The 19,064-nt window shown below is 50.3% G+C and carries 27 protein-coding genes; 12 read left to right on the forward strand and 15 right to left on the reverse strand.

The window, feature by feature from the left end; all coding sequences use genetic code 11:
• Positions 1–2: 2 nt before the first annotated feature.
• The gene (locus HMPREF9441_RS00060; RefSeq protein WP_008616513.1) at positions 3–1,094 is read right to left on the reverse strand and encodes a glycosyltransferase; all 1,092 of its coding nucleotides are present in this window, start codon (positions 1,092–1,094) and stop codon (positions 3–5) included.
• 173 nt (positions 1,095–1,267) lie between these two features.
• On the reverse strand, positions 1,268–1,831 hold the full coding sequence (gene efp, locus HMPREF9441_RS00065; protein ID WP_008616514.1) for an elongation factor P: 564 nt from the start codon (positions 1,829–1,831) through the stop codon (positions 1,268–1,270).
• 196 nt (positions 1,832–2,027) lie between these two features.
• Between efp and rpmH the strand changes: the two genes are divergently transcribed.
• The 12 genes from rpmH (at position 2,028) to HMPREF9441_RS00115 (ending at position 8,245) form a co-directional block, all read left to right on the forward strand.
• On the forward strand, positions 2,028–2,183 hold the full coding sequence (gene rpmH / locus HMPREF9441_RS17425) for a 50S ribosomal protein L34 (RefSeq protein WP_021979961.1): 156 nt from the start codon (positions 2,028–2,030) through the stop codon (positions 2,181–2,183).
• 697 nt (positions 2,184–2,880) lie between these two features.
• Positions 2,881–3,291, forward strand: coding sequence for a hypothetical protein (locus HMPREF9441_RS18515; RefSeq protein ID WP_005827299.1), 411 nt, complete (start codon positions 2,881–2,883; stop codon positions 3,289–3,291).
• A 62-nt stretch (positions 3,292–3,353) separates the two neighbouring features.
• Positions 3,354–3,689 carry a hypothetical protein gene (locus HMPREF9441_RS00075; protein ID WP_004310306.1) on the forward strand — a complete coding sequence of 112 codons (336 nt, stop codon included), beginning with the start codon at positions 3,354–3,356 and terminating at the stop codon, positions 3,687–3,689.
• A 7-nt stretch (positions 3,690–3,696) separates the two neighbouring features.
• Positions 3,697–3,912: a hypothetical protein gene (locus tag HMPREF9441_RS00080; RefSeq protein ID WP_008616521.1), complete on the forward strand. Its 216-nt coding sequence runs from the start codon at positions 3,697–3,699 to the stop codon at positions 3,910–3,912.
• 11 nt (positions 3,913–3,923) lie between these two features.
• Complete coding sequence (locus HMPREF9441_RS00085; RefSeq protein ID WP_008019901.1) at positions 3,924–4,145, forward strand: hypothetical protein; 222 nt, start codon at positions 3,924–3,926, stop codon at positions 4,143–4,145.
• Between the two features lie 23 nt (positions 4,146–4,168).
• Positions 4,169–4,588: a PcfK-like family protein gene (locus HMPREF9441_RS00090; protein WP_004310304.1), complete on the forward strand. Its 420-nt coding sequence runs from the start codon at positions 4,169–4,171 to the stop codon at positions 4,586–4,588.
• On the forward strand, positions 4,585–5,850 hold the full coding sequence (locus HMPREF9441_RS00095; RefSeq protein ID WP_004310303.1) for a PcfJ domain-containing protein: 1,266 nt from the start codon (positions 4,585–4,587) through the stop codon (positions 5,848–5,850). Before HMPREF9441_RS00090 ends, HMPREF9441_RS00095 begins: the two co-directional genes overlap by 4 nt.
• A gap of 24 nt (positions 5,851–5,874) precedes the next feature.
• Positions 5,875–6,132 (forward strand): hypothetical protein, encoded by a 258-nt coding sequence (locus HMPREF9441_RS00100; protein WP_004316958.1) that lies wholly within the window; start codon positions 5,875–5,877, stop codon positions 6,130–6,132.
• A 20-nt stretch (positions 6,133–6,152) separates the two neighbouring features.
• Positions 6,153–6,383, forward strand: coding sequence for a DUF3873 domain-containing protein (locus HMPREF9441_RS17440; RefSeq protein ID WP_004316956.1), 231 nt, complete (start codon positions 6,153–6,155; stop codon positions 6,381–6,383).
• Positions 6,323–6,628 carry a DUF6956 domain-containing protein gene (locus HMPREF9441_RS00105; protein ID WP_008019899.1) on the forward strand — a complete coding sequence of 102 codons (306 nt, stop codon included), beginning with the start codon at positions 6,323–6,325 and terminating at the stop codon, positions 6,626–6,628. Before HMPREF9441_RS17440 ends, HMPREF9441_RS00105 begins: the two co-directional genes overlap by 61 nt.
• A 53-nt stretch (positions 6,629–6,681) precedes the next feature.
• Positions 6,682–6,990: a hypothetical protein gene (locus HMPREF9441_RS00110; RefSeq protein WP_004316952.1), complete on the forward strand. Its 309-nt coding sequence runs from the start codon at positions 6,682–6,684 to the stop codon at positions 6,988–6,990.
• Positions 6,991–7,141: 151 nt separating this feature from the next.
• Positions 7,142–8,245, forward strand: coding sequence for a toll/interleukin-1 receptor domain-containing protein (locus HMPREF9441_RS00115; protein WP_004315069.1), 1,104 nt, complete (start codon positions 7,142–7,144; stop codon positions 8,243–8,245).
• 46 nt (positions 8,246–8,291) lie between these two features.
• Here HMPREF9441_RS00115 and HMPREF9441_RS00120 read toward each other — a convergent pair whose 3' ends face one another.
• The 13 genes from HMPREF9441_RS00120 to HMPREF9441_RS00180 are packed head-to-tail and all read right to left on the reverse strand — an operon-like array spanning position 8,292 to position 19,061.
• Complete coding sequence (locus HMPREF9441_RS00120) at positions 8,292–8,819, reverse strand: glycoside hydrolase family protein (RefSeq protein WP_004315070.1); 528 nt, start codon at positions 8,817–8,819, stop codon at positions 8,292–8,294.
• The gene (locus tag HMPREF9441_RS00125; RefSeq protein ID WP_004315071.1) at positions 8,816–9,322 is read right to left on the reverse strand and encodes a DUF3872 domain-containing protein; all 507 of its coding nucleotides are present in this window, start codon (positions 9,320–9,322) and stop codon (positions 8,816–8,818) included. The genes HMPREF9441_RS00120 and HMPREF9441_RS00125 overlap by 4 nt, the downstream gene beginning before the upstream one ends.
• Before the next feature lie 24 nt (positions 9,323–9,346).
• On the reverse strand, positions 9,347–10,219 hold the full coding sequence (locus tag HMPREF9441_RS00130; RefSeq protein ID WP_008616526.1) for a toprim domain-containing protein: 873 nt from the start codon (positions 10,217–10,219) through the stop codon (positions 9,347–9,349).
• 8 nt (positions 10,220–10,227) lie between these two features.
• A complete protein-coding gene (locus HMPREF9441_RS00135) occupies positions 10,228–10,803 on the reverse strand; it encodes a conjugal transfer protein TraO (RefSeq protein ID WP_008616527.1) in 576 nt (191 codons plus the stop codon).
• A gap of 2 nt (positions 10,804–10,805) precedes the next feature.
• A complete protein-coding gene (gene traN / locus HMPREF9441_RS00140; protein ID WP_008616528.1) occupies positions 10,806–11,792 on the reverse strand; it encodes a conjugative transposon protein TraN in 987 nt (328 codons plus the stop codon).
• 54 nt (positions 11,793–11,846) lie between these two features.
• Entirely contained in the window at positions 11,847–13,196 is a 1,350-nt protein-coding gene (traM, locus tag HMPREF9441_RS00145; protein ID WP_008616529.1) for a conjugative transposon protein TraM, read from the reverse strand.
• Positions 13,197–13,224: 28 nt separating this feature from the next.
• On the reverse strand, positions 13,225–13,485 hold the full coding sequence (locus HMPREF9441_RS00150) for a TraL conjugative transposon family protein (RefSeq protein WP_004314859.1): 261 nt from the start codon (positions 13,483–13,485) through the stop codon (positions 13,225–13,227).
• A gap of 5 nt (positions 13,486–13,490) precedes the next feature.
• Positions 13,491–14,114 carry a conjugative transposon protein TraK gene (traK, locus tag HMPREF9441_RS00155; protein WP_004314861.1) on the reverse strand — a complete coding sequence of 208 codons (624 nt, stop codon included), beginning with the start codon at positions 14,112–14,114 and terminating at the stop codon, positions 13,491–13,493.
• A 31-nt stretch (positions 14,115–14,145) separates the two neighbouring features.
• The gene (gene traJ, locus HMPREF9441_RS00160; RefSeq protein ID WP_008616530.1) at positions 14,146–15,150 is read right to left on the reverse strand and encodes a conjugative transposon protein TraJ; all 1,005 of its coding nucleotides are present in this window, start codon (positions 15,148–15,150) and stop codon (positions 14,146–14,148) included.
• Positions 15,151–15,153: 3 nt separating this feature from the next.
• A complete protein-coding gene (locus HMPREF9441_RS00165; RefSeq protein WP_032811226.1) occupies positions 15,154–15,783 on the reverse strand; it encodes a DUF4141 domain-containing protein in 630 nt (209 codons plus the stop codon).
• A gap of 30 nt (positions 15,784–15,813) precedes the next feature.
• Positions 15,814–16,197: a DUF3876 domain-containing protein gene (locus HMPREF9441_RS00170; RefSeq protein WP_004317750.1), complete on the reverse strand. Its 384-nt coding sequence runs from the start codon at positions 16,195–16,197 to the stop codon at positions 15,814–15,816.
• A 33-nt stretch (positions 16,198–16,230) separates the two neighbouring features.
• Positions 16,231–18,732, reverse strand: a complete 2,502-nt coding sequence (locus HMPREF9441_RS00175) for a TraG family conjugative transposon ATPase (protein ID WP_008616532.1) — start codon at positions 18,730–18,732, stop codon at positions 16,231–16,233.
• Positions 18,729–19,061: a DUF4133 domain-containing protein gene (locus HMPREF9441_RS00180; RefSeq protein WP_004315126.1), complete on the reverse strand. Its 333-nt coding sequence runs from the start codon at positions 19,059–19,061 to the stop codon at positions 18,729–18,731. Before HMPREF9441_RS00180 ends, HMPREF9441_RS00175 begins: the two co-directional genes overlap by 4 nt.
• Positions 19,062–19,064 lie beyond the last annotated feature (3 nt).

Here is a 19,064-nt window from a genome sequence, read left to right on the forward strand (position 1 = left end):
GCTTATTTATAGAAATTCTTCTCGAAAGCCGAAAACTCATCCTTACCGCGCACGCACCGCTGCCACCATGCACGGAGGAATCCCGTACCGTAGCCCGTCAGTTGGACAAAAGAAGCTCCCACGGCCTGCACGCCGATTTTCAGACTGCGGTTGGCCACCGTGGCATCCGCGCAAATCAGCAGGGCGAACAACAACAAGGGCAACAAGGGTATCCACGACAAGGCATGAAACACAGCCGCATGCTGCATCAAGCCCGGCATCTCTACGGCATATACGTAACGGTGGGTCATTTGGAAAATCCAGACCGAACCTACCCATCCTACAAGTGCGGCCAACAGCAGGCAGCATGCCCCCACGGTAAACACCATGGGCAACAGATGCACCAACTTCAGCGATTCGGGATATTTCTTGTACAGGTTGATACGCGCAATACCGGAATTATGCACTTGCTTGAAAAACTTCTTCATGTCCGTGCGCCGCTTGTGCCACACCCAGGCATCGGGAAACAAACGGCAACTGCACCCGGCCTTGAATATACGGATGCTGAAATCAATGTCCTCGCCAAAACGCATTTTGGAAAAGCCTCCCAACCGGCGGTAGACTTCCGCCCGGACTCCCATGTTGAAGGAGCGCGGATAGAACTTATCCATTTTCTTCTTCCCTCCCCGGATGCCTCCCGTAGTGAAAAACGAGGTCATGGCATAGCTGATGGCCTTTTGCACGTCCGTGAAAGATTCATGTGCCCGGTCGGGACCGCCGAACGCATCGGCAGGCTCGCCCCGCAACTCGTCGTCTACGGCCTGCAAATATCCCGGCGGAAGCACGCAGTCCGAATCCAGCACTATCAGGTACTCGCCGCTGCTACGTTCCGCCCCGTAATTACGGGTCTGGCCCGGCCCGGAGTTCGGCTTGTCATAATACTTCACCGACAGACGTCCGGCGTATTTCTCTACCACGTCGCGGCACGGACGGGAAGAACCGTCCTCCACCACGACCGTTTCAAAGTCCGTAAACGTCTGCCCGGTAAGGCTTTCCAACAGTTCATCCACCTCATCGGGACGATTGTAAACCGGTATAATCAGAGAATATTTCATTGTTTCAACTCACGCTACGAGAGACGAGCCCTCATTGGACATCCTATTTTCCAGACACCCCAAGCGGGATGCGCTTTGGCTTTGTCGAGCAAATGTAACAAAAAAAAGTGAACAACAAGGTGCAAAACACCTTATTATTCACTTTCCGTCATTAAAAACTAAAATATCTTCCGTTACTTCACGCGGCCCAAATACGAACCGTCACGAGTATCGACTTCTATCATCTCACCCTCGTTCACGAACAAAGGCACACGCACCGTTGCACCAGTCTCCACCGTGGCAGGCTTCAGGGTGTTGGTGGCCGTATCGCCTTTCAGTCCCGGTTCGGTATAAGTTACCTTCAGTACCACCTTGGTCGGCACATCGGCATAAAGCACAGTCTCGGTAGAAGCATCCGAAACCACATCTACGACTTCGCCTTCCTTCATGAAATCCACACCGTTAATCAGTTCTTTGGCGATAGGTATCTGCTCAAAAGTTTCCTGGTTCATGAAGATATAATCTTCGCCCTCCTGATAAAGATACTGGTAGGGACGACGTTCCACACGCACGTCTTCCAAGGCTTCGCCGATGTTGAAACGACGTTCGAGCACATAACCGTTGACCACGTCTTTCAACTTCGTACGCATGAAGGTATTGCCCTTACCCGGTTTCACATGCAGGAAATCGATACAGAAATACAACTTGCCATCCATACGAATGCAAGTACCTTTTTTAATGTCTTGAGCGTTAATCATAAAAATCTTGCTTTGTATTCTATTTTAAATGTATATAATTGATGCACACTTTCATTTGCGCTGCAAAGTTAATGGAAAAAAGAAAAAAAACACAAAAGTTTTGGTAGAAAATGACTTATCTCTTGCTTAATTTAAAAAAAGTGCCTAATTTTGCACCCCGAACCCGATAAGAAACAAATAAAAACAGAATATAACAATGAAAAGAACATTTCAACCCCACAACAGAAAGAGAAAGAACAAGCATGGTTTCCGTGAAAGAATGACTACGAAAAACGGTCGTAAGGTATTGGCTTCACGCCGTGCGAAAGGTCGCAAAAAGCTTACCGTATCCGATGAAAGACATGGTAAATAAGTTGCGGACGTCTTTTTCCGAAAGAAATTGAAAGAAGTAAGGAAGCCCTTACTTCTTTTTTGTTTTTATCCGTATCTTTAAATAAAACAGGCGTGGCCCGACATGGCCAAAACTTGAAAAACTTTGTTTTTCGTTTGCCTGTGCTCTCGCCTTTCACTATCTTTGTAGCTCGAAGTTACGAAAAGAGTGTAATTTATTGGAAATGAGCATTGGGTAATCGCTCATAATAGTAATAGGTTACGAATTAGTTAGTTATCTACTGCATTATTCTTCTGTGCGTTGCGTAACCTTCAAAGAACTCTTCGTATGCAAAAGTAACAATAAAACGGGAGATTTAGAAATGAATCTCCTGATTTTTTCTTCTCACACAAGTTTTTCCGTAAAAGCGATTTTATCCGTCAGCACACCATCGCCCAAAAAGATTTTGAACGAACGTGTGCCGACTGCCGCATAAGCGGAGAAAAGGGCTTTGCCTCACGCCTAAACAATAGTTTAGACTGATGAGACAAGGCCCCTTTCTTTTGTGCTTATGCCAAAGAGGTGCTTTTACGGGGTTTTGACGATTTTTCTTTTTTCGTTGTCCTTTTGAGCCGGAAGCGGAAAGCCGTGTATGACCGCACATTCCATAAATGAAACAAGCCGTCACTCACGGCAGACAAACCGGGAAGAATGATTTTATCCATCCGACCAAACACGTTTGGCCAAACAGATAAAAACATACTTCCTTGCCGATGGTTTGCCCGGTTTCACGCTACCGGCTATGTTCTTTTCTGTTGGGGATGTCTTTTTCACGGATTTCTCTTTTGAAGTTTTCCTGTCTAATCTGCCTCTACTTCCGTTTACCTCCATTTTCGCGCCTTTCAGTGAGCCGCATCAGGCAGTCATTTTCGTGCTGGGTGCAAAGGTAACTCCGGGATTGTACGGGAAAGCAAGGTCAAGCCTCCTGTTTTCTGGAAAAATCTCCAGCCCTTCGGGTAGTATTTTTCCGAAAAACCTTGCATTCCCTAATCCCTACCTTTTTAAGCACCCGAAACGAAAACGACCGATGCGACAGAAAGACGCATTAAAAAAAATGTCGGATAAACGAGAGGCAGATAAGATAGTTTGAAACTCAACTCCCTCAGCTCTTGAATCCGCATTAAAAAACAAAAAATCAAAAACAAAACGGATATGAGAACGGCAATAGCAACAAAATTCGTGGCATGGGAAGTACCAAGTTTGGAGAACCTGCAAGGCAGCAAGGTGTACGGACTTCGCACCAAACTGAACAATGGTGAGAAATTGAGCCGAGAGGAAAAGGATTGGCTTACACGCAACGTGAACAGCAACACCTATTTCAAGAGCGCAGTACCCTTGCAAGGTTGGATGTTTGACTTTTCCGACATTCTTCGAACCTACATTGTAAAGCAGTATGGACATTGGGCGGAATACAAGGCTACCGACAAGACCGCACTCCGCAGTTTCCTATACGGCAGGATAGACAGCATCGTGGAACTTAACAAATGATACGGCTATGACAGCAACGGTAAATTTCAGACAAATGGCGCAATACATAGGGCTTGCGATATGCACCCTAATCATGCGCACCGCCTTTTGGGTGTCCGGCATCATTTGGTACATCGTCAGAGAGATAATAAACGGAGTGTTCCGAGTGGCAATAGGGGTAATCGTGGCTATTCTTTCCGTTATCCTGTTCTTCGGCTTCATTCTTTGGTTATTCACCCTTTAATCCCTACCGACATGGCAAAGAGAAGAAGCAAGACAGTGGAGCAACAATGCAGATACTACGAGGTGGGCAACATCTTCGAGTACATGGTGGAAACATACCTCAACGGCAATATGTCCGTCTTCCGTGGACTCTACCACGAACTGAACAAGGACGCACGGAAGGACTTTATAGACTTCCTATTGAGCGAGGTTGAGCCGATTTATTGGAGGGAGATTTTGAAACATACTATTTGACAACTGATAAAAACGACAGCGATATGAAAGGAACAGACCATTTCAAGAGAACGATACAGATGTATTTGGAACAACGTGCGGAGGAAGACACGCTCTTTGCGAAGAACTACCGCAATCCAGCCAAGAACATTGACGATTGCGTAACCTACATTCTGAACTATGTGCAGAAAAGCGGTTGTAACGGCTTCACGGACGGAGAGATATACGGACAAGCAGTACACTACTATGACGAGAACGAGATTGAGGTGGGCAAGCCTATCCAATGCCAAGTGGCGGTGAACCACATTGTGGAACTCACGGCAGAGGAAAAAGCAGAAGCACGTCAGCAGGCAGTCCGCAGATACCAAGACGAGGAACTCCGCAAGTTGCAGAACCGCACCAAGCCGACAAAGGCGAAAACAGAAACCCAAGTTCAACCCTCATTATTTGATTTTGGCTTATGAAACCGAGAAACAAATTTGAAAAAGCAGTTCTTGCCCAAAGCAAGAAACTACGCCCGATAACCCCGATACAGATAAATTGGGCATTCCGTAATTGCGTGGAGCATTATGCACACCGCTTGCCGAAAGGTCGTACCACTTGTATGGATTGCGGTCATAGTTGGGTAATGACGGAGCAGACCGAGCATTGTACGTGTCCCGAATGTGGAGCAAGTTTGAAAGTCTGCCTCACCTATCAGCGCAAGGTAAGACAAAAGCAGTATTTCACAACCCTTACCACAAGCGGAGAATACCAAGTGCTACGAATGTTCTTGCTTGTCGTGGGTATGGAGAAAGGGGTTAATGCCAAGTCCTATGCCCTTGAAATCGGGCAGTATTGGTGGAATGAACAAGGGCGTAAGGCTGTTGTTGCCATTCCACGCACATTGGGATGCTACATCGACACGTTCTCATTCGCTTCTCCTTTTGCTATCCGCAATGACAATGAAGCGTACCGCCATATTTCATATTCCCCGATATATCCAAGATATAAGGTGTTGCCGACGCTCCGCAGAAACGGCTTTAACGGCAATTTCCACGACATTGTACCCACCAAACTAATACCGGCATTATTGTCGGACAGCCGTGCGGAAACGCTGTTGAAGGCAGGGCAATATCCCATGTTGCGCTACTATCTGTACCACTCTTTCAATATTGGAGAGTATTGGGCTTCAATCAAGATATGTATCCGCAACGGCTATACCATTGAGGACGGCTCAATGTGGCGTGACACCATAGACCTCCTGCGTCATTTCGGCAAGGACACAAACAGCCCGAAATACGTTTGCCCTGCCGACCTCAAAGTTGAACACGACAAGTTGGTGGCAAAGCGCAACCTGCAAAGGAAACATGAGCGGACTGAACAGCAACGCAGGAAAGCGATTGAGGACGAGAAACAATATCTGAAAGCTAAGGGCATATTCTTCGGACTTGCCTTTACCGACAGCCTTATTTGCGTCAAAGTCATAGAGAGCGTGGAAGAAATGGCAGAGGAAGGAAGGACGATGCACCATTGTGTGGGCGGTTACCACAAACGAAAAGACTCCCTTATCCTATCCGCCACCATTGACGGAAAACGAATTGAAACGATAGAGGTGTCACTAAAAACTTTTGAGGTGGTGCAGTGTCGTGGCGTATGCAACGAGAACTCCGAATACCACGACCGCATCATCGCCCTTGTGAACAAGAACGCCAACCTTATCCGCCAGCGGATGAAAGCGGCATAATATCGACATCTAACAACTAACATTATGGAAGTAAGATTTGAAAGCATGGTTTTCCTATGGGATGATAAAATCCCCACGATGTTCCTTGAATTTATGAACCTCCTCACTCTTTGTCAGAGTGAGGAGCAATTAAGGGCGAGCGTCAAGGACTTTGCCGAGAAACACGAACTTGACAAGTTCTTCCTTTACGGCTTCGGCTCTCATCATTTCTACCTGCACCAACGCTACACGAGCGACCCCGAAATGGTGATGCAACGCAGAGTGCTGTCTGTACATTTCTAATCATCTAAATAACAACGACTATGGCAACAAAAATGACAATTAACGGAGTAAGCACCTGCCAATCGGCAGGAACGGAGAACTACGAGAAATTCCAAACGGGTATCGGCAGACGCAAACGCACCCTTGTGCAATACGACTACCGCCACATGGACGGGGAACTTTTCTCTTGTGTCAAACCCACATTAGACGAATGTCGAGCCGCACGGGACAAGTGGCTAACGGCAAAGGAAAGGAAGGAGAACAAGCGATGAACGAAGCAGGCTACCAAACGCTGATAGTCAAATTCAGCGAACCCATTACGGCATTGGACGGCATCTTTGACGATGCCGAAGCGTGGGGAGTTGATACCCTAAAGGGGTGGATAGACAGCTATGAAAGCAGCCGTTTCACTGCCATTGACAGCCATACGGCAGTCATCACGAGCGAGTATAACATGGAATGTCTGAAAGAGTGGCTGGAAAAATGCACACCCATAACCGAGAAAACAGAATTTTGAACATTGGGGCGGTGTCCGCACCGCCCGAACCATAAACCTAAAAGACAACGGATATGATAGCAAAGACAATTTTAGAGCAGATTGGCGGCAGACGCTTTGCCGCCATGACGGGAAGCAAAGACTTCACAGACATGGGCAACGGCTTGCGCATGAGCCTTGCGAGGAACAAAACGAGTGCCAACCGTCTTGACATCATTTACGACGGAGGTGCAGACCTCTACAATATGCGTTTCTACCGCAGGACGTTCAGCAAAAAGACATTCGAGAGCAGGACGAAGGACATTGAAACGCACGAGGGGATATATTGCGATATGCTGGAGGAAATGTTCACGATGGTGACGGGGCTTTACACCCGTTTTTGAGAGGTGGGCGGCGAAAGCCGCCTACTTTCTTTCAGTGAGCATGATGGCGGACAAAGAAAGTAGCAAAGAAACCTTTGTTTTAATCTGCGATAAATGGAAGCATAATATCTCTTATATGAATGATTTTCCGTACCTTTGCAAAAAATGAATTATGAGTAAAATAAATACTACATATCAGGAATTAGCTGATTACATATTTTCCTTTTTTAGTTCATGTACAGCCCCTGGACAAGGATTATTTTTGTTTCGTACATTAAATGCTACTACTCGAAAATATGGTAAAACACAAGCGGAAATTAACTTGTGCCATATTGTAATATTCAATTTGTTGGAAAATGGTTATTTGGAAGCCGCTAATGAACCATCTCCATTTGTAAGACTTACTGAAAAAGGATTTGATTATTTGCAGGGTGATGATTTAATTAAAAATCAAATAAACCTTAAAGAATACATTGATTTATCAAAAGAAGATAGTAATGTAACATTCAATGGATTGTGGACTATCATAGGTATAAAAGATGTTGCTCCTTTTTATGTAGACGGACCTACATTTTTTAATACAATCAATCCTTTTGTAAATGTAGCTACAAATTATTCTGCATATATTCAGATGTTATCAGACCAAAAAGAATCAACCTCTCGACATACTTGGTTTAAGACTCTGTTTCTACGACTGAAAAAATCGGATATACCTTCTTTTTTGGATGATTTATCGTTGAGTATTTATAAGTATTATGATGAAAAGGACACCACAAATCAAACTAACAGTTATGATATAGGTGCGATTGTAAACCCTATCGTAGATGAGAATAAGGCAATTGTAGCAAAAAAGGTTTTTATTACTTATTGTTGGGAGAATGATGAACATAACGCATGGGTTCACAATTTAGCCAATGATTTAGATAAGGCGGGGTTTGATATTTTTATAGATATTAAACAGCCGTTGGGTATTGAATTGAACCGTTTTATGGAACAAACAATTGCAAATGTTGATAAAGTTTTGATAATAGCCACTCCTGAATATAAAAAACGTGCTGATAATAGAGAACGTGGTGTAGGATACGAAACTTCATTAATCACAGATGATTTAATTAAAGACCAAAACAGAATAAAATTTATTCCCATTATAAGAATTGGTAGCAAGGATAGCTCATATCCCATTTATTTAGGCAATAGAAAAGGATTATATATGAGAGAAGACAATGATTATACTCAAGCATTGAATGAATTGATAGACAATATTAGAAATTATTAAAATTAAAAGTCCGAAGATGCTGAAATTTCTTCGGACTTTTAATTTGTTATTGTATATACAGTAGTGCAAACTCCGCCTTTCTCCGTTTGAGCAGCATGGCGTGGCGTTTCCCCTTATAGTTACAGAAAGCGATATACTCCCGATAGATATTCCTGTCGCCAGCCTCCAGCTTTCGGATCAGCTTGCTTTTGGGTATCTTCCCGTACCCCAACAGACGGTATGGACCGACATTGTAGGCAAGCGTGGCAAGAAGCAAGCTATCCTTCCGGAACTTCCGGAACATTGCGCAGAACTTCCGCAGGTCTTTCCGCAGGAGCGCGTCCGCCTGCCGCTTCGTCATGGTACGTGCCGAATACCTTTCGCCCGGCAAAAGTTTGTGCCCATATCCCACGTATGGGTAATGTTTTTCCGAGTGCCAGCCCTCAAAGAATTTCGTGCAGCACACCGCCCTCTCAAATGGTGGCAGACGGTAGATTGCCGCCTGCCCGTCCGTTCCCTCTCGGCGGCTGATCTGTGCGGACACAGAACAGACCGCAAGAAGCGAACAGACGACTACCATGAATATACGCATCATCGTGTAAGGGGCTTGAAGTTTCTGATGGGGACAACAGAAATAACCCCATCGTCCTTTACGTTTCGGTTGTTGAAGTCAAACTCCAGCTCGTAAGAGTTGTTGAAGTTGTCCTCCACCACCACGATGAAGTTGTGCGCTTCGTCGCCCTCCGCCGTGTAATACAGCCGGAACTTCTCGTTTTCAAGCAGGTAGCGGTCGTTGGGCAGGAACGTGATTCCGCCCGCCATTTTCAGCGTGCCTTCCCCCTCGAACTGGAAATAACGAATGGTATAGAGGGTGTTGGCGAAGTCGCCCGTTTTTTTCAGCTCACAGCGGATTTCCACCGTCTGCCCCCTCGTCACCTTGTTGGGTACTGGCATGGTTTCCACCGTGAAGGGATAGGATTGCTGGATGTCCATGTCATCGTCACACGACACGAGTGTGAGCGATATGGCGGCGAACAGGCAGAGTGCCAACGCCTTGAAAATTGATATTCTCTTGTTCTTGTTGTTCAGTATGTTCATTGTCCTTTGATTTTTAAGTTATTGTTATTTTTTCGTTGTCAGTTGTAGATACTCGTTCAAGTCCTTGCAACCGTCATAGAGGGCGGAACGGTCGCAGACACGTTCCCCATAGTGTCCTTTCAGCGTTTCCAACGTCCGCCGTCCGGCTTCATCACGGTCAAGATAACAGTCTATGCGCCCGTAACCGCCCAAATACCTCATCGCCTTTTCCACGTTGGAAACCGAGTTCAGCACAAGACAGTCACCCGTTTCCAATCCGAGCGTGGCGGCGGAAAGGAAATCTATGAAGCCCTCAAATACGCTGCACAAGTCAGCCGGAGAGCCTTCCGCCTTGATCGGCGACACATCCTTCGGAGGCACGCATCCTTTGAAGAAACGGCTGCGGATTTCATATCCACCAGCCACATTCGGGAAGCCGACGGCGAAATACCGCTTGCCACGCACTCCGTAATTCAGTTGGCAGCAATACCGGAATGCAATGCCGTAAGGAATGCCCCGTTCCGCCAGATAGTCCGTCAGTGGAGAATGAAACAGTGGGGCAGCTTCCACTCCTTCAAAGGCAGGTTCTGACGGTTTAGGCTGGAAAGTTGGTCTGCTCACTTCGGGAACAGGCATAGGCATATTGGCGGTTTCCGCTATGAATTTCACTTGTTCCATGAAGTCACCGCTTCGGATAAACTCCCCGGCAAGAGTGAAGATGTCGCCGCCCTTGCCCGTACCGAAGTCGTACCAGAGCTGTTTCGCCACGTTCACACGGAAAGATGGCGTGCGCTCATTGCGGTATGGCGCACGATACCACAACTCGTTGCCGCTTCTTCTGACAGGCTCATGCCCCAGCCGTGCGAGGAAGTCCGCAAGGGCTATATGCCTCATGGCGTCGATTTCCGTCCGTTCCATGCGGTGCGTCAGTTTATGATGAACTTCACGCCCACGCCCCACTGCGTATGAAACTTCCTCGTGTCACCACCCCACAGGCAACGCTCCCGGAGGTTGGCGAGCAGGGCGATACGGTCTGCCACGTAAAACTCCACATCGAGCGTCAGCGCACCGCCGTAGATGAAGCCGTCCCGGTCATGGAGCGTGGAGCCGTCATGCAGTACCTTTTCGCCCCAGTTCACCGATTCATATCCGGCAAGAGCCGAAGCTCCTGCATAGACGAACACGATTTTACGGGCATCGGAGAGTATCTTGAAGTAGTAGCCGCCCTCCGCCGTGAACTGCGCCACGGGTATCTTCCCGTCCTTGTAAGGGTTGTTCTTCAACAGGTATTCGCCGCCGAACACCCATTTGTTTCCGCCTTTGGTATAAGTGGAAAGAGCCGCCCCGAAACTGTACCCACCGTCGTTGCCGCCGGGATTGAAACCGTCCGCCATGTTCGCCCTGACCTCGATGCCCTGCATCTTCGGCAGGCATCGCTGGGCGTGCGCCTGCCCCGTACACAGGGCAAGCGACGCGATGATTATTGCGATGTACTTTCTCATGGTCAGCGCACTTGAAGTTCGTTGATAGTATTGGCACGTACCAAGTCCTCGTTCTCAATCATGAAAGACTGGTGGCGACCTCCGTTCTTCTCGTTGAGTTCCACCACGAGGCACTTGTCATCGGGAATGGTGAACTTCGCCATCGTGAACACCGTGCGCTCGCTCTTCTTGCCCGGCACGAGCGTAGCGTAATTCTGCGCACGGAGCGGCAGGATAATCTGCTCCTGCACGGCGGTACGCTTCGCCACCTTCTTGTCCACGATTTTCCATGTGATGTAGTCCACGTCGAAAGGCACGTTGCTCTGTTTTTTTATCTCCGTGTGGAAATAGAGCAAACCGTTATGCGTGTAGATGCCTTTCAGCAGGTACTGGATGCCGAATCGCTTGCAGCCGATGTGCTTCACCTCGCGCTTATTCTGCTTGTGGATGGACTTCATGATAAGGCGCACCAGCATCGGGCTTTCGCTGCCCAGCTCCTTCAGGTATATTTCCTGCGCATTGTTCGGGCGGTTCACTGCCTCGCCGTCATGGATGAAGTCGTACATCTCCACGTTGAGCAGCAGCGGTTCGGTGGCGTACTTCACGTTGAAGGCATAGAAACTCCCGTCCTCCGTTATCACGGACATATTGGTTTCGTTCGGGAAGTCCCTCACGGTAGCCTTCACGCGGATGACGTTCTCCGCTCCGTCGGCTTTGCCCGCAATCAGGTCGGGCGAGCCTAAATCCACGTAGCGCACCTCCGAGGGGAAAATGACGTGGACGGTCTTGTCATAAGTCACTTCCAAGCCGTGCGGGGGAACCATGCGGTCAAAGGTTAGCTTCTTTGTCAGCCCGTGATACAGGTCGCCGTCCGCCTCCTTCTGCGGATAGACCTCCTTTGTCAATGTCGGTTGTTCACTTCCGTTGTCCGTTCCAACGGTTACGTTCTCCTGCGCGTTGGCAGTTGCGATGCCCATAGCGAGGGCAAACATGATGATTACTTTTCTCATTACTTTGGATTTTAGTGGTAAATAAAAATTGGATTGTTGTTACTTTTTCTTTTTTCAATTCCTGTCCTGATAGAGCAAGACCTTGTACCCGGCTTTCAGATGCACCTTGACGGTACGCATCTTCTTAGCGATATACTGGCTGGTTCCTTGTATCAGCCCTTTACCCAAATCGGAGGCGAGCTGCGCCCCTGCGTTGGTGGAGATATTGATGCTGCTGCCCAGCGAGCCGCCCATGTTGGCGGCAACCTCCCTGACGGCGTTCATCTCCATAGAGTTGGGAATGAAGATACCGGGCTGCCCGTCCGTGTCATACACCACCAGCTCTACCGGGATAATCGTACCCGCGTACTCCAGCGACGTGATTTCAATATCAAGCCGTTCGCCCTGAATCTTTGCCGTGCCGATCACCACCGCATTACGGGGGATGATTTTGTCCGCTACCGCCATCGGCTCCAGCAGCCGGAGTTTGACAGCCTGCCCATCCGTCACACTCTGCGCCCCATAGACGCACGCCGACAGGGTGTTCTTGTCCGACACGGTCGTGACACCCACCGCCGTATTAAAACTGCGGTTGCGCTCCTGCGAGAAGGAGGCGACAAATTCGGCGATGCTCATCGGCTGTGAGAGCGAGGACACCACCTGATGCGCCACCTGCCTGACAGGTGCTGCCGTGTCCTTTCCGGCTTTCTGCACTGGATAAGGCTCTGCCGCCTGTCCGACAGGTGGCTGTGTGCCGTTCTGTCCACCCATGTACTTCGCCGCCAGTTCGTAGGACTTCTCCATAAGTGCCACTTGGTCATCCACAGCGGACGCCTTGCCTTTCTCGCTTTCCAGTTCCGATTCCAGCGAAGCGATGCGCTCCAACAGTTCGTCCATATCCGCGTTGTCGTTCTTCGGCTGTTCATAGAAGTTGCCGAGCGTGGCATTGAGGTCGCGATAGGCGGCTGCGGAAGACTGGATGGTCTTCGGGGCGGATTTCACGTTCTCTTCCGTTCCTCCGGGATTGGCAAGGTCGAAGTCCCTGCCACCGTCCGTTTCCGCCACCTCTCGGTCGAACATATCGCCCAGTTCCTGCATGGTGCGGCTGCGGTTCTCCTGCCGTTCCTCCATCGCCCCCTGCTCGTATGCTTTCGCCTTGTCGCCGATGATCTGGCGGTTCGCCTTGTCAGCGTCGGGCATTTCGATGTTGTAACCACTCGTTCCCGGTTGCTGTTCCTTGTCGGAAGACGGGGCGAATATCAGCCACATAGCCCCGATGAATACCAGCACCATAGCGGGCAGCACTATCATTTTCTGACGTTTCAGCCTTTGGGCTTCGGTCAGCGGCTTGCGCTCCTTCTTCGGTTTCCCATTGTCGGGAGCCGCCTTGTTTTCGTTTTTAGGTTCATTCTTCGTCTGTTCCATATAAATAAGGTATTACGTTGTGATTGTTTTACGGCTTTACGGACAGTCCCACCTGTCCGGCATGGTCTGTTACTATCCGGTTGCCGCCATTCCTGCCGATGTCATAGACGGCTTTGCCGAAGGTGTAGATGGCAAGCACCGCGAAGGCGGCGAGCATCGCCAGCACGATGCGCCTGCGTGTCTTCGGGGGTAAACCGTCCAGATAGCCTTTGAGCCTTGCCACCAGCATTTTCTTTTTGTCGTGGAGCTTCCAGTACGCACGCCAAAATGATTTCCTGATTTTCTTCATGTCCGTTACCTTTTGATGGTTTGTAAATCCTTGTTCTCGATAATGGTGAATCCCTCTATGGTGAAACCGTTGGGATTGTCGTCCGAACGGGACGAGTTCAAGAGGCGGCACGTGGTCACGAGGCTGCGTTCGGTGACGTTGCTTTGCCGGATGATTTTCTGCGTGGCATAGGTCACGGCACGGTAGGGATAGCCGTTGAAGTCGCACACCACGCTGTCCACCTTCAGTACTTGGTTGATGTTCCCGGAGATGATACGGTTGTAGTACCCCTTCTCGGCAAAGTCCGAATAGTAGTTGTACACGCTTTTGTCCGCTAATAGCAGGGCGCGTTTCACGTTATGCTCTATCGCGCTCTTTTCGGGAGAGAGCGTGAAGAATAGCTCGTGGAAGCGGCGCACGTGTTCCCTTGCCTCCGCCGGACGGTTCTGCGACAAGTCCTGCGAGAGAGCCAGCATCAGCGACTTGCCGTTGTCCAGCACGTAAATCTTTTCCCGTTGCCGCTCCGCGAAGCGGTAGGAACTCCACACGCTCCATACCGTTATCACGGCGCACAGCGAGAGGAAGACGATACCGAACAGGCGTATCTGCCTGAACGATGATTCGATGTTTTTGAGTGACTTAAATTCCATTGTTGTTTATTCGTTTTTAATTGTCAGTTGATTATTTCAGCAGTTTCCCGGCACGTCCGACCACGTTTCCTGCGGCTGCACCCGCCACGCTGCCCGCCATGCTTCCGGCTCGTCCCGCCGTCTGGTTCACGTTGCGGCCGTAGCTTCCCATGCCTCCGGCTTGGATAATCCAGCCTGCCACCGTTGGAATGGTGAAGTAGCCGATGATGCCGATTATCATGAATATGATATACACCCCGTCACTCGAATCCAGCGAGAAGTTCGGATCAGCCTGCATCCGTTCGATGTCGCTTTGCAGCATCAGCACCTGTATCTTCGCCAGTATGGTACTGAACATATCCGACACGGGCAGCCACAGATAGACCTGTATGTAGCGGCATATCCACTGCGTGAGCGTGCTTTGGAAGCCGTCCCACACCGATATGGCAAAGGCTATCGGACCGAGTATCGCCAGCACCACGAGGAAAAACGTGCGGATGGTGTCTATCACGAGGGCGGCGGCTTGGAACATCAGTTCCAGTATCTCGCGGAAGAAGTCGCGGATGCCCTTCTTCATGTTGTACATCCCACGCTCAATATACATCCCCGCCATCGTCACCATGTCGCCAGGCGACCAGCCCAGTTCCTCCAGCTGTTTGTCAAACTCCTCGTTCGACACGAGGTAGGCGGTTTCGGGGTTGCGCATCATCGTCTCGTATTCCAGTTTGTCCTTCTGCTCACGGTATCGGTTCATGTCCAGCGTTTCCACCTCCAGCATCTTTGCCGTACCCTGCACGACGGGCGACATGATGCTGTTTATCGTGCCTAATACCACCGTCGGGAAGAACATGATGCACAGACCGATGGCGAACGGGCGCAGCATGGGGAACATGTCTATCGGTTCGGCTCTCGCCAGCGACTGCCACACCCGGTAGGCGACGTAGAACAGCGCGCCCAGCCCGGCGATGCCTTTCGCCACGCCCGCCATGTCCCCGCATAGCGGCATCATCTGTTCGTAGAGCGAGCGCAGAATCTGGTGAAGGTTGTCGAAATTCATAGGCTACCAGTATCTTTCGTTCATGTTCCCGTACAGCCCCATGATGCGGTCGAGGTCGTTCTTCTTCTTTGCCCGCAGGTAGCTCACACTGATGTTCTTGTTGGTGTAGTAGCTCACGAGGTTGCGGTAACGTTTCATCTTGGAGTAGCAGCGTTCCACCACGTCCATGCGCTCCTTGTCCGTCATGGAGAGCGTGGTGATGTTCACCACATTTTTCAGTTCCGTCAGCACATCGTTGGATTCCTCCAATAACTTGGTGTAACCGAAGGCGATGGCTCCCAGTTCCTCCACCGTGAAGTTGTCGTCACGCATCATCTTCTGGAAACTGGTCACATAGGTGTCGGTGATGTCACCCACCATCAGGATGGTTTGCTGCACCTTCCGGGCGTCTTTTACCAGATTGTTCACGGATTTCAGTGCGTCGTAATACTTCTTGCCCTGCTCGTAAATCTTCACAGTCTCTTGAAAATTTTTTATCATATTCTGGGCGGTCGTGGAAGTGTGTACCACGTTCTTGGAGGTGTTCACGATGCTCTGCGCGATGTTGGACGGGTCTATCACCGCCCACTGTGCGCTTGCCCTGCCGACTGCAAACAGGCACAGGCAGATAATAAGTGTCATTCTTGTTCTCATGTTACTTTGGATTTTAGTGGTTTTCATTATTTATTCTCCGCTTATCGGATGGTCCGGTTTCGGGGTCACACGCACGTAGTCCCCGTTCGGCGAGAAGGTCAGGACGTCCGTCGCCTCGTTATAGGACACGTCGATGCGGAAACCCGTGTTCATGAACAGGTTGCCGTTCTCCTCCTGCAAGAGATAGGTTTCCGGCTTCAGCTTGCGGCGAAGCCCGCTCCGCTTGAACACCGTCACCTTGTAGGCTTCGCCCTCCTTGTAGATAAGCACGTCGGGCTTTCCCTCCACGCTCTCCCAGTTCCCGCAAAGCTGGTCACGGCGGTTGTCCGCTACATCGCAGGATTGCAGTACCATGACCGCCAGCCCAATTAAACACTTGCTGACTTGCAGCATTTTCGTTCTTGATATACTCATACGCATTTTCTTTTTTAGTTGATGAATCGGTTTTTACTTATTCCTCCGTCTTTCGGCAAGTTGCCGGATGGTGGCTTCGATGTCGCCGCCCAGCTGCTCCGCCAGACGGTAAACCTCTACTTTTTCCGTTTCTTCGGTGGTGTACGCCAGATACTCTTCAGCACTAACTTCGGTGGCATAGACCGCTGACTGTGTGCCACCCAGCCCGATCCAGACTTCCTTGTAGAGCCTTGACGGGTTGTTCGCCATGTTGATGGAGAGTATCTGCGATTTCTCCTTCTCCGTCAGACCCAGCAGGGACTGTATGGCATCAAACTTGTTCATGTACTTCCGCTGGTCGAGAAGTATCTTGCAGTCGGAGTTATTGATGATGCTCTCCTTGACGACGGGCGAGGAAATGATGTCATCCACCTCCTGCGTCACCACGATTGCCTCCCCGTAATACTTGCGCACGGTCTTGTACATATAGCGCAGGTACTCAGCCATGTTCGCCGAAGAGAGAGCCTTCCAAGCCTCTTCCACTATCAGTTGCTTGCGCACGCCTTTCAGACGGCGCATCTTGTTGATGAAGGCTTCCATGATAATGATGGTCACCACAGGGAAAAGTTCTCGATTCTCCTTTATACTGTCAATCTCGAAGACGATGAACCGCTTGCCGAGCAGGTCGATGTTCTCCGTGGAGTTGAGCAGGAAGTCGTAGCGTCCGCCCCGGTAATACTGCCGCATGGTGGTGAGCATATTGTCGATGTTGAAGTCTGACTTCTCCACCTTTATCTCACGTTCCGCCAGTTCGCGGCGGTAGTCGTCGCGCATATATTCATAAAAGGTGTTGAACGAGGGGACGATGTTCCGGTCAGCCCTGATACGCTCGATGTAGGCGTTCACCGCACCGCCCAGTTCGCCGCTCTCCGTCTTCGTCACTTTGTCGTCCTCCGATTTCCAGAGCGTCAGCAGCAGCGTCTTGATGCTGTCCTTTTTCTCCACGTCAAACACGTAATCATCGGTGTAGAACGGGTTGAACGAAATCGGTTTCTCCTCCGTGTAGGTGAAGTACACGCCGTCCGCCCCGTTTGTCTTGCGCCGGATCATCTCGCACAAGCCCAGATAAGAGTTTCCCGTGTCCACCAGCACCACATGCGTACCCTGCTCGTAGTATTGCCTCACGAGGTGGTTCATAAAGAAGGATTTGCCGCTGCCCGAAGGACCCAACACGAACTTGTTGCGGTTGGTGGTGATGCCCCGCTTCATTGGCAGGTCGGAGATGTCGAGGTGCAGCGGTTTTCCCGTAAGCCTGTCCACCATCTTGATGCCGAAGGGCGAGAGCGAGCTGCGGTAGTTGGTTTCCTCCGTGAAGAGGCACACCGCCTGCTCGATGAAGGTGTGGAAACTCTCTTCCGCCGGGAAGTCCGCCGCATTGCCGGGCATCGCCGCCCAGTAGAGCGTCGGGCAGTCGATGGTGTTGTGGCGGGGTACGCACTCCATGCTGGCGAGCTGGCTGCCTACATCGTTCTTGATATGCTTCAGCTCCTCCGCGTCATCGCTCCATGCCATGACGTTGAAGTGCGCCCGCACCGATGTCAGCCCGTAGGAATGGGCTTCGTTCAGGTACTGGTCTATCCACTCGCGGTTGATGCTGTTGCTCCGGCTGTATCGGGATAGCGACTGCATATTCCTTGCGGACTTCTCGAACTTCTGCAAATTTTCCTCGCTGTTGTCGATAATCACATATTGGTTGTAGATGTGGTTGCAGGAGAGCAGCAGACCAACGGGGGAGGCGAAGGAAAGGCGGCAGTCGCTTCGATCCGTGGAAAGTTTCTCGTAGCGGATGTCGGTAGTCACCTTTCCGGGCATATCCTCCGCGTCGGAGAGGGTGTGCAGGCACAGGCGGTTGTCACCGATACGCATTTCTTTTGCCGAGAGGTCGATGTCCTGCAAGGTCGTGTTGCCTTCGGGCATGAGCGAGAAGTAACGCTCTATCAGCCCGGCGGACTTCTCCGTCCCGACAATCTCGTCGGTGGAGAGGCGTCGCAGCCTGACAAAGCCGCTGTCGTTCATGATGCGCTCGAACTGTTCGGCGGCCTCCATGAACTTCCCGGCGGTTTCCTTGTCCAGTTCCTTCGGGATGATATGCCCCCGGCACAGCGTACTGAAGTTGCTCTGCATCCGGTTACGTTCCTTTGTCGTCTTGGTCAGGTAGAGGTAGCAGGTGTGTTTCAGGTACGGACGCTCGTTGAAATGGCGTTCAAAGGAGCGGCTCAGAAAACTCATGTCGTCTTTCTGTAACTCCGGCTTGTAGCGTTCCTTGATGAACCAGTCCTGCTTATGCACGACGCAGAAGTCCGGTAGCACCTTGATAGCCTTGCACCAGCAGCCGTGTATCGCTTCGTACTCCGCGCCCGTCACGGTGTAAAGCTCCGGCAGTTCCACCTCAAAAGCCACCGTGATGTCGGCGTCTTTGGAAATGATGCAGCCATGCTCCACAGCCAGCAGCGGGAACTTGTTTTCCAGTGTCGTCATTTTGGATGTATTTCTCATGTCGTTTCTTCCTTTCGTTGCCGTTTGAATAATCGGGTAATCCGCCGCCGGTTGATAAGGTATCGGGGATGGCTCCTTGCCGCTCCTAATTTCATCAGCCCGTGTTCGCCGTACCGGGCGTTCAGCGCGAAGGTCTGCCATACGAGGACGGAAGACGATGCCGCGCCGAAGCCGATACATACCCACTGGTCGATGCCGACCATGTAGAGGATGACGAACAGGACGAAGAGAGCCAGCAGACCTCCGCAGAAGATGAAGAGGTACTGAGCCTTCAAACCCTTGAACTCGACCGGACGGCCGATACCCTTGTTTATCGGATATTCAGCCATACA

It is taken from the genome of Paraprevotella clara YIT 11840 (assembly GCF_000233955.1).
In the GTDB taxonomy this organism is placed as follows: Bacteria; Bacteroidota; Bacteroidia; order Bacteroidales; family Bacteroidaceae; genus Paraprevotella; species Paraprevotella clara.